A 16,339-nucleotide genomic window follows, 5' to 3' on the forward strand; every position below is an offset into this window, starting at 1 on the left:
GCGTACGAGGATGGGGGCGCCCGGAGATTCTCCGGGCGCCCCCATCCTCGTACCGCCGCCGTGGGGCGTCCTCCCGTCGGCGGGACGTCGTACCGCCGACGGGCAGGGGAACTGCTAGCTCGTCGCGTTCGTGTCGCGGCGCACCGACAGCAGGTCCTCCAGCTGCTCCTCACGGGCCTGGGCGGCCACGAAGAGGAGTTCGTCGCCCGCCTCCAGGGAGTCCTCCCGGGAGGGGGTGAGGACGCGGGTGCCGCGGATGATGGTCACCAGCGAGGTGTCCTCCGGCCACGCGACGTCGCCGACGGTCGTGCCCGCCAGGGCGGACTCCGGCGGCAGGGTCAGCTCGACGAGGTTGGCGTCGCCGTGGCTGAAGCGGAGCAGCCGCACCAGGTCGCCGACGCTGACGGCCTCCTCGACGAGGGCCGACATCAGCCGCGGGGTGGAGACGGCGACGTCCACGCCCCAGGACTCGTTGAACAGCCACTCGTTCTTGGGGTTGTTGACCCGGGCGACGACCCGCGGCACCCCGTACTCGGTCTTCGCGAGCAGCGAGACCACGAGGTTGACCTTGTCGTCTCCCGTGGCCGCGATGACCACGTTGCAGCGCTGCAGGGCTGCCTCGTCCAGGGAGGTGATCTCGCAGGCGTCGGCGAGCAGCCACTCCGCCTGCGGCACGCGCTCGACCGAGATGGCGGTCGGCGCCTTGTCGATCAGCAGGATCTCGTGGCCGTTCTCCAGCAGTTCGCCCGCGATCGAGCGGCCCACGGCACCGGCACCGGCAATGGCGACTCTCATCAGTGACCCGCCTCCTCTTCAGGGCCCTTGGCGAACGACGCCTCGACCTTGTCCACCTCGTCGGTGCGCATCATCACGTGCACCAGATCGCCCTCCTGCAACACCGTCTGCGAGGTGGGCAGAACCGCCTCACCCAGCCGGGTGAGGAAGGCGACGCGCACGCCCGTCTCGTCCTGGAGGCGGCTGATCTTGTGGCCCACCCACGCGGCGGAGGCGTGCACCTCGGCGAGCTGCACACCGCCCGTGGGGTCGCGCCACAGCGGCTCGGCGCCCGAGGGCAGCAGCCGGCGCAGCATCTGGTCGGCCGTCCAGCGGACGGTCGCGACGGTCGGAATGCCGAGGCGCTGGTAGACCTCGGCGCGGCGCGGGTCGTAGATGCGGGCGGCGACGTTCTCGATGCCGAACATCTCGCGGGCCACCCTGGCGGCGATGATGTTCGAGTTGTCACCGCTGGAGACCGCGGCGAATGCGCCCGCCTCCTCGATGCCCGCCTCGCGCAGGGTGTCCTGGTCGAAGCCGACTCCGGTGACACGACGGCCGCCGAACCCGGAGCCCAGCCGCCTAAAGGCGGTGGGGTCCTGGTCGATCACGGCGACCGTGTGCCCCTGTTGCTCCAGGTTCTGGGCAAGCGCGGAACCCACTCTTCCGCAGCCCATGATGACGATGTGCACGACCGTCCTTCCGCATGTGAATGGTTACGGCTCAGGCTAAACAGGGTCTCAGACCGCCGCCCAAGCTACACAGGCGCGGTCGACCGGGGGCACGCTTGCGCAGGTTCGCCTGCGGTTTTTCGCGGAACGTTCCGGGAACGGCGGTGAGGTCAGGGGTTCAGCGCCGTGTGATGCTGCGAACACTGGCGAGAGTCAGGATTCCGAGGCCGATCAGTCCGAGGGTGGCGCCGATGAACTCCGCGTTCAGGTGCATGGGTCCTCCAGGACGGTCGGGAAGCGGGGTTTTGTCATATAGACACGTGGATCTCCTGGGCCGCGGAATCCGCAGCCGGAGCCCGCCCCGTTTTCACCCGGAGAGCAGATGATGTGCCGAAGTGGGACGGCGGGTGGGCGGTTGCCAGTTCGAACCCCTACGATTCCCTGTTGTGTCCAAACTGACCGACGTGCCCAAGCGGATCCTCATCGGGCGCGCACTGCGCAGCGACCGGCTGGGCGAAACGCTTCTGCCGAAGCGCATTGCCCTCCCCGTCTTCGCATCCGACCCGCTTTCCTCCGTGGCGTACGCGCCCGGGGAGGTACTGCTGGTCCTTTCCATCGCGGGCGTGTCGGCCTACCACTTCAGCCCCTGGATCGCGCTCGCGGTCGTCGTGCTGATGTTCACGGTGGTCGCGTCCTACCGCCAGAACGTGCACGCGTACCCGAGCGGCGGCGGCGACTACGAGGTGGCCACCACCAACCTCGGTCCGCGGGCCGGCCTCACCGTCGCCAGCGCGCTGCTCGTCGACTACGTCCTCACGGTCGCCGTCTCCATCGCCTCCGGCATCGAGAACCTCGGCTCGGCGGTTCCCTTCGTGGTGCAGCACAAGGTGGCCTGCGCGGTCGCCGTCATCGTGCTGCTCACACTGATGAACCTGCGCGGAGTCAAGGAGTCCGGAAAGCTCTTCGCGATTCCGACGTACGTCTTCGTCGCGGGCGTCTTCATCATGATCGCCTGGGGTGCCTTCCGCGGACTCGTGCTCGGCGAAACCATGCATGCGCCGACCGCCGACTACCACATCAAGGCCGAGCACCAGGGGCTCGCGGGCTTCGCCCTCGTCTTCCTGCTGCTGCGCGCCTTCTCGTCCGGCTGTGCGGCGCTCACCGGCGTCGAGGCGATCTCCAACGGTGTCCCCGCCTTCCGCAAGCCGAAGTCGAAGAACGCCGCGACGACGCTCGCGGCGATGGGCCTGCTCGCCGTCACCATGTTCTGCGGCATCATCGCCCTGGCCATGACCACCAAGGTGCGCATGGCCGAGAACCCCGCCACGGACCTGATCCACAACGGCGTGGCGGTCGGCGCCGAGTACGTCCAGAACCCGGTGATCTCCCAGGTGGCCGAGGCCGTGTTCGGCAAGGACAGCTTCCTGTTCATCGTGCTGGCCGCCGCCACCGCGCTCGTCCTGTTCCTGGCCGCGAACACCGCGTACAACGGCTTCCCGCTGCTCGGTTCGATCCTCGCCCAGGACCGCTACCTGCCGCGCCAGCTCCACACTCGCGGCGACCGCCTCGCCTTCTCGAACGGCATCGTGCTCCTGGCCGGCGCGGCGAGCATGCTCGTCATCATCTACGGGGCCGACTCGACGCGTCTGATCCAGCTCTACATCGTCGGCGTCTTCGTCTCCTTCACTCTCAGCCAGACCGGCATGGTCCGCCACTGGAACCGCCACCTGGCCACCGAGACCGACCCGGCCAAGCGGCGCCACATGGTCCGCTCCCGGGCGATCAACACCTTCGGCGCCTTCTTCACCGGACTGGTCCTGGTCGTCGTCCTCGTCACCAAGTTCACGCACGGAGCCTGGGTCGCCCTGCTCGGCATGGTGATCTTCTACGCGACGATGACCGCGATCCGTAAGCACTACGACCGGGTCTCGGAGGAGCTGGCCGCCCCCGAGGGACCGTCCGACGACAGCGTCCGCCCCTCCCGTGTCCACTCCGTCGTGCTGGTCTCCAAGATCCACCGCCCGGCGCTGCGCGCCCTCGCCTACGCCAAGCTGCTGCGCTCCGACACCCTCGAAGCGCTCAGCGTCAACGTGGACCCGGCCGAGACCAAGACGCTGCGCGACGAATGGGAGCGGCGCGGCATCGACGTACCGCTGAAGGTCCTCGACTCGCCCTACCGCGAGATCACCCGGCCGGTCATCGAGTACGTGAAGGGCCTGCGCAAGGAGTCGCCGCGCGACGCGGTCTCCGTGATCATCCCCGAGTACGTGGTCGGCCACTGGTACGAGCACCTGCTGCACAACCAGAGCGCCCTGCGCCTCAAGGGCCGGCTGCTGTTCACGCCGGGCGTCATGGTCACCTCCGTGCCCTACCAGCTGGAGTCCTCCGAGGCCGCGAAGCTGCGTGCCCGCAAGCGGCAGGACTGGAACGCGCCGGGTGCGGTGCGCCGGGGACCTGCCCATGACCGGCACAAGGAGCACAGCCCGAAGAACTAGCGGCTGACGGGGCGGCTCGGTCCGGGGAAGGGGCGGCCGAAGGGGCGCGGTCGGAAGAGCCGGCGGCCGAAGGAATGCGCCCCCGAGAACGACGGGCGCGGGAAGCACGCCGGAAGCACGTAGACTGGTGGGCTGTTGTCCGGCCGTTTCCCCCTTCTCATCTGGAGTCACCCCACCATGCAGGCAGAACCGAAGAAGTCGCTGGTGGGGGACGAGCACGAGGTCGAGATCGGCCCCGTGGCGCACGGCGGGCACTGCATCGCCCGGACGGACGAGGGCCAGGTCCTCTTCGTCCGGCACGCACTGCCCGGCGAGCGCGTCGTCGCCCGGGTGACCGAGGGCGAGGAGGGCGCGCGGTTCCTGCGCGCCGACGCCGTGCGGATCATCGACGCGTCCAAGGACCGCGTCGAGGCGCCCTGCCCGTACGCGGGCCCCGGCCGCTGCGGCGGCTGCGACTGGCAGCACGCCAAGCCCGGAGCGCAGCGCCGCCTCAAGGGCGAGGTCATCGCCGAGCAGCTGCAGCGCCTCGCGGGCCTCACGCCCGAGGAGGCCGGCTGGGACGGCACGGTGATGCCCGCCGAGGGCGACAAGCTCCCCGCGGGCGAGGTCCCGGCCTGGCGCACGCGCGTGCAGTACGCGGTCGACCCGGACGGCAACGCCGGACTGCGCCGCCACCGCTCGCACGAGGTCGAGCCCGTCGAGCGCTGCATGATCGCCGCCCCGGGTGTCACGGAACTCGGCATCGAGGAGCGCGACTGGTCCGGCATGGAGGCCGTCGAGGCGATCGCCGCGACGGGTTCCCAGGACCGCATGGTGATCCTGGAGCCCCGGCCCGGCGCCCGCCTGCCGCTCGTCGAGCTCGACAAGCCGGTCTCCGTGATGCGGGTCGCCGAACAGGACGGCGGCATCCACCGCGTCCACGGCCGCGCGTTCGTGCGCGAGCGCGCCGACGGCCGCACCTACCGGGTCGGCAGCGGCGGCTTCTGGCAGGTCCACCCGATGGCCGCCGACACCCTCGTCAAGGCGGTCATGCAGGGTCTGCTGCCGCGCAAGGGCGACATGGCGCTCGACCTGTACTGCGGTGTCGGCCTCTTCGCGGGCGCCCTCGCGGACCGGATCGGCGACCAGGGAGCGGTCCTCGGCATCGAGTCGGGCAAGCGCGCGGTGGAGGACGCCCGGCACAACCTCGCCGGCTTCGAACGCGTTCGCATCGAACAGGGCAAGGTCGAGGCGATCCTTCCGCGCACCGGCATCAGCGAGGTCGACCTCATCGTCCTGGACCCGCCCCGCGCGGGCGCCGGCAAGAAGACGGTCGAACACCTGTCATCGCTGGGCGCGCGAAAGATCGCCTACGTGGCCTGCGACCCGGCGGCACTGGCCCGGGACATCGCGTACTTCCGCGACGGCGGCTACAAGGTACGGACGCTGCGGGCGTTCGACCTGTTCCCGATGACACATCACGTGGAGTGTGTGGCGATTCTGGAGCCGGTGAAGAAGGACGCCTGACCTGCGATTTTGGGCGTGCGCGTCATGTGCGGTGTGGGCGTTACGGGCGGTATCTTGACGCTGAAATGACGCTCTCCGAGGCATCTTGACGCTCATATGACGCTCGTTCTGATGAGGCGTCAGATGGTCGCAAGGTGCAGAGTGAGGGTGCCGCTTCGTTCGGCGGGATGTGGGCGACCGGGGGCGTTGCATGGTTCAGCGGCTGCAGCTGTTGAGAAGCGGGCCGAGTGGTGCCCCCTCCTGCGCGCCGAGCCCCCGATTGGGAGTTGCCTCGTCGCAGTGGCGGGCTCTGAACTCGCGACCTCTTCGTCCCAAATGCGGGTCGGGCGTGATCGTCACCGGGTGGGCGGGTCGGGCGTGATCGTCACCGGGTGGTTTGCTGAGTTGGCTGGTCAGGGCGTTGGGGTGGGGTGGTGTCGAGTGGTCTCGGATGGGCTTGGGGAGCGGGTTGGCTCCCAGATGGCTCCCAGAGGTCGGAGGCCGTACAACTAGATTTCAGGAGAGCCTCGACGCTACCGATGCCCCGCCCGGTGATCCAGCTGACCGTAAGCCCGGAACCCGGAGCGCGCTACGGCCGATAGCGAACTGCCCGATGCTGGATGCCCTCATCCTGTCCGATTCCAACGGGGCCACTGGCACGGCAGTGGAGAAGAGCCACCGCTTCGCCTACAGGTCGAATAGTGCGCCGCCCGCTTCCGACGCCGGCTTAAGCGCCTTGGTTGCCTCTGTGGACACGGGAAGGAGGCCCGCTGTGGTCAGATCCGCAATGGTGATCAGTGGGCCGGCGCACACCTCGTTGAGGAGGGCGGCCTGTGCCGGTTCCTCCCGCACGAGCAGGCCGAGGACGTTGAGCAACTCCAGCAGTTCCGTTGTCCATGAGGGAAGCCACCGCCGGGCCACCACGTGGTCCAGCTCGAGTCGTCGCTTGCCGGCGGGAGTTCTCCTGCGATAGCCAAACCACTTGTCGAGAACGTTCATCCCGGACACTTCGTACTCCCGGACCGGGCGAGGCACCCGACTGATCCGGCCCGCGCCGATCCACAGGTCCTGTGTCACGGGGTCGTACGCCAGCTTCTCCGGCATGCCTTCCGCATCGTCCGGGATCTCCTCCACGCACTGGGGACGGTCGCGCGGTAGCAACACCCTGCCGTACCGCCTCCCGGCTGTCTCGTCGGCGTACCGCTCGCCGTAAGTGTGCAGCCACAGGACTTGCTGACCGATCGCGACCGCCCGCTCCCACAGGTAGGGCTCAGCGGTGAGGGGTATTCGTGCGCCGGGGACTTCGAGATCTTCCTGGAATCGAGCTGTGTACTCCGGGTGAGAGGCGAGTGCGGCAATGTAGGCCAGGAGGTCTTCGGTCACGACCGATATGCCAAGCTGCTCGGCAAGTAAGGGGAGCAGGCCGGGCGTGAGGTTGGGCAGCGTACCAGCGGCGTTGCGGTAGAGCGGACGGGCGCAACCGCTGCGGTTGTTGAAGTAGTGCATGTCGGGAATAAGGGAGCTGAAGACCAGTGCCGGCCCGTTGACCAGCGGGTGGGCATTCTGCTCGATGGTGTAGATCTGGCGGTTGCTGCTGACTCGCCAAAGGTCCGCCCTGCCTCGTTCCATCAATCGGCTGTCCGGCAGGACATATTGACGGTCGAACGACCGGAAGCCGATACGTACCGTTTGGGGATCTACCCTGCGCTCGGAGGCGAGGGGTGTCCGCCCGTGAGATTCAACCCCCGGTAAAGGCGGCACATTGTCCTCAGGCGTTCGCTCACCAGAGTGTCCGAGCATCTCGGCGCGTCGCTCGATGTCCGCGGCGACGAAGCGCCGCCACCGCTCATGGAGCGTGTCCTTGTCCGGTGCATAGACCCACATCCGCCCCGGGGTGACGCCACGCGACGACCACGGCATCAGGTCTCTCAACTGTGGGCAGGACTCCCACAGGTCGCTGCCGGGTGGCAGGAATGCATCCGTTTCGCCTTTGGCGCAGTCGCGCCATTCGGGGTCGTCGAGCCTAAGGGCCGTCAAGCGTTCGATCTTCTCGTCGCGGCGCCCGCCGACCTTGATGTGTCTTACCTCTGCTGCCTGTCGGTTTGCCCTCGGCCCGGAGCTGTCCCGCCATCGGACAAAGATCGCTATGCACAACTCCTGGGCGACTTCAGGGAAGATGCGGGTGGCGACATCCGCGCGATGGCCCTCCGGGGAGAGGTCGACGATCCATCCCTCGTCGGACGCTCTACGTAGGTAGCGCCGCATACCCGCGAACGCCCGTCCCTTGAGCCATGCCTTCGGCGTGATCAGCGCGACCACACCGAATGGCGCGTCGGCGTGTGCGTCGAAGACCTTCCAGGTTGCCCAGCGCCAAAAGTAGACGTAGAGGTTGCTGATCTTCGACTCGTACCTACCGTTACCAGGTTGCCTGAATGCCCCCAGCGGGGCGGGGACGCCCGCCTCGGGGTCGCCTCGTTCCACCCACTTGCCTGCGCCCCGGCCTACAGCGTCGTGCGGCGGGTTGCCTATGACGACCATGACACGCTCATCCCGCTTGACCTGGTTGGCCTGGCGGCGGGATTCGGCGAGCGCCCGATAGGTGTGGGGGATCCAGCTGAACTCGGCTGTCGGGCTGTCCAGAGCATCAGCCACCAGCAGCCTGAGGCCCTGGGCTGGGGCCGCAGACCCGTACTGCTTGAGCATGGCGTGCATGCGCAGTTCTGCGACGGCAAACGGGCCGACCTGCATCTCGAAGCCGACCAGCCGGCGCCCCACCATCTCTCGCAGACGCGGACCCACCGCGCCTGGGCCCTCCTCCTCGGCGATGGTCCCGGCAGCGAGTTCCAGTGCCGAGAGCAGGAAGGTGCCGGTGCCCATGGCCGGATCGACAAGGACCACATCGGGAGAAGCGAAGCCGGACGGAATACCGAAGCCTTCCCGTCTCAAGACGTCCTCGACCAGCCGGGCCATGGCCGAGACGACGCCGTGGGGCGTGTAGTACGAGCCTGTGCGTATTCGCAGGTCCGGATCGTAGATCTGGAGGAAGTGTTCGTACAGCAGGAAGTACGCGTCCCCGGTGCCGTCGTCCAGCACGTCCCATCTGACGGCGCCGATGACACGGAGGAGCGTGTTGAGCGTGGTGGACAGGCCGGCGACCGAATCTCCGGCGAGAACGTCCAGCGCCTGGCCCATGAGTGAGTGCTTCTTGCCTAGCTTCGTCGCAATTCCGTGTATGGTTTCGCCCTCGAAAACGATCTCCTCCACTCGAGCGAGCAGAAGGGCGAACACAACGGATTGGCCGTATTGTTCGACGAACTCGGCGTCGGTCGCCTCCGGAAACAACAAGTGACGCCAATCCTTGGCAAGTCTCGTAAAGGCTGGCGGACGGCGTCGGCTCTTCTCTTGGGCGATCGCCTCTCCGACCTCTTCCGAAAGGAGTTGGCAGAGCCCAGCGACTGCTCGGATGAGTTGGCTAGTGGTGCGGGGTGTCTGCGGTTCCCAGGTCAGGAAGTCGTACAGGACTCGCGTAAGCGCTCCGTCGGCCGGAGCAAGTCGGGCGCCGGAGGTGAGAACCGAGCCACGCATGTAGGCCACTTCACCGACCTGATTGCCCTGTTGATGGAGAGAGAATTCGTTCCCGTCACAGAGCAGCACGTTGTTGAGCAGCCGCAGTTTTGCCCACTGTTCGGCATTGCGGCCTCTGTAGGCGGACGGGTCGGCCTGAGTACCCGGCTTCTTGAGCTCGATGTAACCGACGAGAGCGCCGCCGACCTCAACCGCATAGTCAGGGCGGGCTCCCATGTCGACGAGTGGAACTTCGCCGATGAGCGTGACGTCCAGACCCAGGCCATGGCACACGGACCGGATCATGTTCTCCAACGGCCCCCGGAGCTGGTCCTCCTGCCACCCGCTGCCTCTCAGCTTTGGCGTGACCTCCGCCCCAAACGCGGACACAGAGGCTTGGACTACTTCCTCGCAGCTGTCACGGGTCCTGCGACGTGCACCCATACCGCCCCCATCCCCCAAGGCGGGCAGAGCCGGCCGACGTCAGGTCGGTGCGGTCACCTGCCGCACCTTGCTCCTGTCGGGGTCGGACTTCCTTCCGGCCCTCGCTGTTCCACGACAGTAGGAGGGGAGCGCGGGGCGTTTGGAGGGTGCATGTAAGGGCGCACAGAGGCACGAATGCATGCAATGTGCGCCAGCTGAACGCCGGTGCGCTGTACAGACCCTGGTCCGACCGCGCCCGCTACCCGGTTCCCCTGCATGCGGCACGGCGAATGGACCTCGACCACCCGCAGTACTGGCGAGACGCAGTCGATGCAGAGCCAGGGAGCGTGGATGAAGGGGAGACGGCGGCGTTGCGGGATAGGGGGCGACGGTACAAGGGTGGTCGTGGGTGTTGGGGTAGTTGGCCCCCTCTTCCGCGTGGCACCGCCGGATGACGTGATCCGGCCGCCGTCGGAGGGCCGCTTGGGTGGCCCTCCGACGGGGAATATTCCTGTACTGACCTGCGGCGGAGAATTGCGGTTGCCGCCGTCTGGAAGCCCCCGGACGGGCGAAAATTCAACCAGCGCTCCGCCGTCTCCAGCTGCTCGTCGAGTTCTTAGTCGAGAATGTCCAGAGTGGGCAGCCCGTCGACTACCTTCATGGTCGCCAGGCTGACGGTCACGACTCGCTTGAGAAGGTCGATGATGTACCTCGGGTCGTCGGACCAGTCGTTGGGGTCATTGATGATCTCCGATGCCTTGTCGACCTTGACCTGGTACCGATCGATGATCCACTCGATCGCGGAACGGGCTCCGAGCTGGTACCGGTAACCCTCCTCCGGGATGTTGGTGAGTGTGACCCGGTTGTTGTAGACGATCGTCGAGCGGTCTGGCTGCCCCTTTGTCTTCGGGATCTTCATCTTGCCGACTCGGTACAACTCGCTCATTGGGGTGGAGGTGTCGCCGGAGACCGTCTCGACGATGCCCGCGTAGGGCTCGGCCTGCTCGTAGCTGACGTGCAGGTCGGCGAGCGTGCGGCCGGCCTCGGCGAAGCTGTGGAAGTCGCGAACCTTGGGGATCCGGGGGAGGGATTTCTTAAGGTCTGCGGCGAAGCGCTCACGGTATTCCGGCGAGTGCAGCAGCCCATAGGTGTAGTAGAAGACGTCGTCCTTGGTAATCGCCGGGTTGTTGTAGCTCTGTTGGTAGTTGCGGAGCGCTGCGTCGGTGATGTTATCGACGCGCTCGCTGCCGTCGACTTCGACGGCAGCGAACAAGCCGCCCCCCTTGCTGAGATCGCGATAGGTGTAGCGGGAGAAGTGTGGTCCGATGCTCTTGGTGCCGACGGCATGGCGATCGGGAACCGCGTCCGTCATCAGGACGGAAAAGGGTTCGTCCGTTCCGGTTCCGGTGATGTAGAACCCAAAATTCTCATGCATCGGCGTCGGGAACATCTGGGGGAGCTGGTAGACCGTGTTGTTGAGCTTCCGATCGAAGTACGCGAACTCGCGAGTGAAGGGGCGATAGAAGGCAGTAAAAATCCGCTCCCCCTGGAACGCATATTTCTCCCCCTTAGCGATGCGCGCCTTGTCGGCTCTATCCCAGCTGATTTTCTTCGGGTCGAGGTCGATGAATTTTTCTACGTCCGGCGCCTTGGGGCCCGCGATCCCCGTTGCCCTGCAGTGGTCTGCGAAACTATCCACCTGGCTATTGTAGAAATTGATCGTCGCCTCTACATTCTCCGTGAGGCGCTGCTCGGAGAAGTTGTAGACCCAGGAATCACGGCCCGTCATAAGCCCGCTTGAATGCACGTTGAAGGTGGAGGTTGCGGAGTCTTTCCTATCTTTCTTTCCGATGGCTTGAAAGGTGGAAAACCGCTCGTCGCGCTGGTTGACCCAATCGCCGGACGCATTCGGGATTATCTGTTGCCAGGCCACCGTTTCCAGATCCTGGCCACCCAGAATGTGGAGCTTGTCCTCGCGGCTGAGGGAGTCCGCGATGCCACAGTAATGCAGGGTGCAGTCATTTCCTTCACCCCGCCCTTCCTTGACGAGGATCAGGATGGCAACGGTGTTCTGGCTCCCGGAGCCGAAGATCTTTCCGCCTTCGCGCTTCCAGTCGTGGCTGCGTTGGTTTCCCCGAAGGTTGTAACAGTAGATTGCACTGAATTCATTTGTCAGAGACTTGCGAAGGCCATCTGCCGTGTTTCCGTCGATGTAGCCGCCATTGGAAACGAAGGCAACGACACCCTCGTCTTTGATACGGTCAGAGGCCCAACGGATGGCGCGGATATAGGAGTCATATAGCGAATTCTTGAGTGTGGCAGTTGAGCGCGCCACGTAGGTCTCAGAGATTCGTTTGTCGAGCGCCTCGTATTTCAGATTCTGGTTAGCGTCATTCGCACTGTCCTGACCCACGGAGTACGGTGGATTTCCCATGACGACGGTGATTTTCTGTTTCTGTTGCTTCTTTGCGCGCTCACTGTTGCCCTCCAGCACGTCCATGCCGTCGAGCTTCGCCGTGCCTTCCGCAAGCTGGAACGTGTCCGTCAGGACGATGCCTTCGAAGGGTCGATATTCACCCCCGGTAAGGTCATGGAAGGCAGCCTCGATGTTGACGGCGGCGATGTAATACGCGAGGAGCACGATCTCGTTAGCGTGGAGCTCGCTTGTGTACTTTCGCAGCAGGTCCTTCGGCTGGATAAGCCCGGACTGAAGAAGGCGGACAGGGAAGGTACCTGTGCCTACGAAGGGATCGATAATCTGGACGCCTGCGTCGGACAGTGAGCGATTGAGGTGCTTTGCCATCGCCTGCTCGGTGGCACGGATGATGAAGTCCACGACTTCGATGGGCGTGTAGACGATGCCCAGGGCGTTGGCTGTCTTTGGCAGAGCGGTCTTGAAGAACTTGTCGTAGAGCTCGACGATGACGCGTTGACGACCCTCGTGATTGTCAATGCCCTCAGCGCGGACCTTCACCGAGTGGTAGAAGCCCTCCAGAGTCTTGGTCTCAGCATCCAGGCCCTGGTCGTCGAGGATGCTGAGCATGCGTTGCATGGCCCTGGAGACTGGGTTGTGCTCTGCGAAGGCGTAGTCCTTGAACAAGGCGTCGAAGACCGGCCTGGTGACGATGTGCTGTGCGAGCATGTCGATGGCGTCGGGGTCGCTGACTCCGGGGTTTATGGTGGCGCGCAGCTCGCTGACGAACTCCTGGAACGCGGCCTGCTTCTCCGGAATCGCCAGCGCGGCCCTGATGCGAGTGACGTGCCGGTCCGCGATCTGGGCGATGTCCTTGGCCCAGTCCTCCCAATAGTGACGCTCGCCCACCTTATCAACGATTCGGGCGTAAATTGCGTCGCGCCAGTCGCTGATGGAGAACAAAGCGTCCTGGACATGCTGGGCGCTCCGAGCCTCCTTGTCCCTGGCCTCCTGGGCGCTGTCTGAGGTGCTGGAGCCGTCCTTGTCGCCGATCGTCTCGTCGTTGGACCCGATATTGCCGATGCCGATTTTGTTGTCGGGCTTGTGCTTGTTCAGCTCGATCTGGTTTACGGTCGCGTTGAAGCGGTCGTCGTGGGCACGCAGGGCCTGGAGCACTTGCCACACAGTCTTGAAGCGCTGGTTATCAGCGAGGGCCTTCTCCGGCGGCGTCCCGGCCGGCACTGCGACGGGCAGGATGATGTAGCCGTAGTTCTTGCCGGGGGCCAGGCGCATCACGCGGCCGACGGACTGGACCACGTCAACTACGGAGTTGCGTGGGTGCAGGAAGAGGACGGCGTCCAGGCTGGGGACGTCGACACCCTCGGACAGGCAGCGGGCGTTGGACAGAATGCGGGCCTGATTCTGGCCCGGATCCTGCTTGAGCCAGTCGAGCAGGACATTGCGCTTCAGAGTGTTGAAGGTGCCATCGACGTGGTCGACCTCGCAGTGAAGTACGTCGTCGTCGGCATCGTCATAGGCATCAACGACTTCGTTGAACCGCTCGGCGATGGACTTGGAGTCGGCGATCGAACGGGCGAAGGCGACGGCCCGCTTCATGGGCGCCTCGCCTTCGGCGAAGCCGGAGCCATCGGCGAACGTGCCAGTGCGCTTGGCCATGGCGTTCCAGCAGCCGATGATCTTCGCTGCGTCATCGATGTTCAGCTCGCCCGCGCCACCAGCGAGGCCCTCTTGGAGGGTCTTGGCGACAACGCCCTCGTCGATGGTGAGGATGAGGACCTTGTAGTCGGTGAGCAGCCCCTGCTCGACGGCCTTACCGAAGCCGAGTCGGTGGAACTCCGGGCCGAAGAGCGTCTCGTTGTCCATCGACGCAAGGACCGCGTCCGAGGTCTTGGCGTCGGTCTTTGTGTCTTCGTTGTAGATGCGTGGGGTGGCCGTCATGTAGAGGCGGCGGTCCGCGGCGAGGTAGGCGTTGTCGTGGACACGGACGAAGGCCGACTCGTCGTGGCCGGACAGCGTGACGCCGGTGGTGCGGTGGGCTTCGTCGCACAAGATGAGGTCGAAGCTGCCCAGACCCTTTTTCTGCGCTGCGGCGATCGTGGCGATCGATTGGTAGGTGGAGAAGACCACCGTCAGTCCAGGGCCTGCCTCGACGCTGGCCATCTGCTTGATCAGGCGGTCGGGGTCAGTAGTGGCGGGCAGAGCCAGATCGTGGGTGGCCATGTCTTGGTCGTCACCCTGAGGCTTCGCCTTGCCGACCTTGACGTCAGAGCAGACAGCGAAGGGACGCAGCGTAACTTCGGCCTCGAATGACCACTCGCGCAAGGTCTGCGACAGCAGAGCAATGGAAGGGACCAAGAACAGGACGGTGGTGTGATCGCCCTCGCCTGCAGTGGCGCGCTCCTTCTGTAGCCGCTCCACAATCTTCAGGCCCGTGAACGTCTTGCCCGTACCGCAGGCCATGATCAGCTTTCCGCGGGTGTTCCCGGTAAAGCCCTCGAAGACCGAGTCGATCGCCTCGCGCTGGTGCGGGCGCGGAGTCTTCTTGGCCTTCAGGTACATTTCGAGCGGGGCGCCAGCCGTGGGCATGTGCCACTCGACCGGGCTGTTCGCGATGTCGGACAGTCCGAGCCGGGTCACGGGAATTTGCTGGTCGTCCAGAGCCGCCTCGGCATGGACACCCCACCTTTCGGTGGTAGAGATGACCATGCGACGGGTAAAGCCGCCCTTGCCGGAGGCGGTGAAGAATGAGTCGATGTCTTCCTTCTGGATGGTGTGCTTCGACTCGTAGAACTTGCACTGGATCGCGCAGAAGCCACCAGTCTCCCGGTCTTGGGCTACCAGGTCGATGCCGGTATCGCGCTTGTCGTTCTCGGCGCCCGGCCAGTCGGCCCACATCCATACCCGGGTGAACTGTTCGGTCCATGTTGGGTCCGTGCTGAGGTACTGGAGCATGAGCTCCTCGAAACGAGTACCACGGTCGCGATTCCCATCGACGCCGTTACGGATCGCCCGGATAACATCGTGCACCGTTGTGGTCGTCGCCACTGCGCCTCGTTCCCTCACACCCAAAGGCCCGCGTAACCGCGCGCCGGAACACCAGAATCAATCAGAATCCTACTGGCCTGCTGAGGCACAGAACGGGCTATGACCGATTCTTCGCTGCGGGAGCCAAGCCCGGGGTGGCCTCGCGCAGCAGCGTGCCTTGCGTAGCTGAGGTGTCAAGAGATCACTCGCCAAACCACTCCTCCAGGTAGGGAAGGCTCTGCGGGAGAGGGAAGAGGTATCAGCGTCGCCGTGGGGCTCCCATCCTTGGGGTCCGGCCGAGCCCACCCTGTTGCCCATGCCGAGGAGCTGCCGATGCCTGTTCGATCCGTCACCGTTGGCACCATTCAGACGACAACCGTGGCCTGTCCCGATGGGAAGCCACATTGTCTCGGAGAGCCCCTTGACCACAGCGACCCACGCGAGCACATCCACCGAGGTCCCGAGCACTCCCTCCGCGGGAGTTACCTTGGGTCCGGCCCTCGTGCGGGTTCCATCCTCGGTTTTAGCCTCATCCAATGGAACGACGACAAGCCTCAGCTCGAATTCGCCGCCGATGGCGCATGGCCAGAGCTCGACCTGCCACAGATCGACGAGCTGATGAGCGACTTGGCCGATTACCTGCACAAGTTGCAGGCCGCCCGCGATCAGTTGGCGCAGCTCAACGGCGAGGAACCGAAACGGTTCGTCTACCCCGGACTGGACCTACCCGCGTCAATCCAGGAGACGCGAAGGCGTGCTGCCACCAGGGCGCCAGTCCACCGAAACGCCGGCTGATACGCACTGTGCGCTCGTGTCGGCCGACGGTAACGGTTTCCGCCATCGCGCGGTGAACCTCGGGATAGCTGTCGTCACCGCTTTTCGGAGGGCAGAACCTGCTGCGGCCGCGGTGGCGGCCCTCGCGTCGTCGGTCCTGGGGGGTGCTTGGGTGGCGTATGGTTGGGCCTACCGACGCGGGGTGGAGCAGCTCGGTAGCTCGCTGGGCTCATAACCCAGAGGTCGCAGGTTCAAATCCTGTCCCCGCTACTGAAGTGCCATGAGGCCCGGATCCTGGGGATCCGGGCCTCATGCGTGCTGTTACCGGCGAACGCCTTCATCGGTGGCTGGCTAAGAGGTCCTAACAAAGGCGTTGGACGTGTCGGTGGGTGATGAGGCAGGTGGCGAGGCCGAGGAAGGCTTCGTGGATGTCGTCGCGTCGTTCCCAGCGGATGCGCAGACGGCGAAAGCCGTGGAGCCAGGCGATGGTGCGCTCGACGACCCAGCGGAAGACGCCGAGGCCGGAGCCGTGGGGTTGGCCTCGTTCGGCGATGACGGGGCGGATGCCGCGCTTCCAGAGCAGGCGACGGTACTTGTCGTGGTCGTAGCCGCGGTCGGCAAGCAGTGCATCGGGGCGTCGACGCGGTCGTCCCACGACGCCGGAAACCGCAGGGATCTTGTCGATGAGCGGCAGG

8 protein-coding genes and 1 tRNA gene are annotated in these 16,339 nt (G+C 65.4%); 4 read left to right on the forward strand and 5 right to left on the reverse strand.

Going from position 1 to position 16,339, the window contains the following annotated elements:
* Nucleotides 1–114 precede the first annotated feature (114 nt).
* Both N4G66_RS31665 and N4G66_RS31670 read right to left on the reverse strand, forming a co-directional pair.
* Nucleotides 115–795, reverse strand: a complete 681-nt coding sequence (locus N4G66_RS31665; RefSeq protein WP_261707696.1) for a potassium channel family protein — start codon at nucleotides 793–795, stop codon at nucleotides 115–117.
* Nucleotides 795–1,466: a potassium channel family protein gene (locus N4G66_RS31670; protein ID WP_261707697.1), complete on the reverse strand. Its 672-nt coding sequence runs from the start codon at nucleotides 1,464–1,466 to the stop codon at nucleotides 795–797. The genes N4G66_RS31665 and N4G66_RS31670 overlap by 1 nt, the downstream gene beginning before the upstream one ends.
* A 425-nt stretch (nucleotides 1,467–1,891) precedes the next feature.
* On the opposite strand from N4G66_RS31670, the gene N4G66_RS31675 reads away from it, so the two are divergent.
* Together N4G66_RS31675 and N4G66_RS31680 are read left to right on the forward strand one after the other, a co-directional pair.
* Nucleotides 1,892–3,940 carry an APC family permease gene (locus N4G66_RS31675; protein WP_261707698.1) on the forward strand — a complete coding sequence of 683 codons (2,049 nt, stop codon included), beginning with the start codon at nucleotides 1,892–1,894 and terminating at the stop codon, nucleotides 3,938–3,940.
* A gap of 177 nt (nucleotides 3,941–4,117) precedes the next feature.
* The gene (locus tag N4G66_RS31680) at nucleotides 4,118–5,446 is read left to right on the forward strand and encodes a class I SAM-dependent RNA methyltransferase (RefSeq protein WP_261707699.1); all 1,329 of its coding nucleotides are present in this window, start codon (nucleotides 4,118–4,120) and stop codon (nucleotides 5,444–5,446) included.
* Between the two features lie 666 nt (nucleotides 5,447–6,112).
* On the opposite strand, the gene N4G66_RS31685 is transcribed toward N4G66_RS31680, so the two are convergent.
* Nucleotides 6,113–9,283 carry a type ISP restriction/modification enzyme gene (locus N4G66_RS31685; RefSeq protein ID WP_261707700.1) on the reverse strand — a complete coding sequence of 1,057 codons (3,171 nt, stop codon included), beginning with the start codon at nucleotides 9,281–9,283 and terminating at the stop codon, nucleotides 6,113–6,115.
* Nucleotides 9,284–10,028: 745 nt separating this feature from the next.
* Nucleotides 10,029–14,891 carry a DEAD/DEAH box helicase gene (locus N4G66_RS31690; RefSeq protein WP_261707701.1) on the reverse strand — a complete coding sequence of 1,621 codons (4,863 nt, stop codon included), beginning with the start codon at nucleotides 14,889–14,891 and terminating at the stop codon, nucleotides 10,029–10,031.
* A gap of 312 nt (nucleotides 14,892–15,203) precedes the next feature.
* On the opposite strand from N4G66_RS31690, the gene N4G66_RS31695 reads away from it, so the two are divergent.
* Entirely contained in the window at nucleotides 15,204–15,665 is a 462-nt protein-coding gene (locus tag N4G66_RS31695) for a DUF6907 domain-containing protein (protein WP_261707702.1), read from the forward strand.
* Between the two features lie 175 nt (nucleotides 15,666–15,840).
* Nucleotides 15,841–15,914 (forward strand) — tRNA-Met (locus N4G66_RS31700).
* Nucleotides 15,915–16,005: 91 nt separating this feature from the next.
* On the opposite strand, the gene N4G66_RS31705 is transcribed toward N4G66_RS31700, so the two are convergent.
* Nucleotides 16,006–16,339: transposase (locus tag N4G66_RS31705; protein ID WP_261707703.1), on the reverse strand; the 334-nt coding region annotated here is incomplete at its 5' end.

This window comes from Streptomyces rhizosphaerihabitans, assembly GCF_025399795.1.
In the GTDB taxonomy this organism is placed as follows: domain Bacteria; phylum Actinomycetota; class Actinomycetes; order Streptomycetales; family Streptomycetaceae; genus Streptomyces; species Streptomyces rhizosphaerihabitans.

What these genes read in the sequence shown, in the direction of transcription:
- N4G66_RS31665 (WP_261707696.1), bottom strand. Translation starts at nt 795, where the DNA reads ATGAGAGTCGCCATTGCCGGTGCCGGTGCCGTGGGCCGCTCGATCGCG.
- N4G66_RS31680 (WP_261707699.1), top strand. Translation starts at nt 4,118, where the DNA reads ATGCAGGCAGAACCGAAGAAGTCGCTGGTGGGGGACGAGCACGAGGTC.
- N4G66_RS31695 (WP_261707702.1), top strand. Translation starts at nt 15,204, where the DNA reads ATGCCTGTTCGATCCGTCACCGTTGGCACCATTCAGACGACAACCGTG.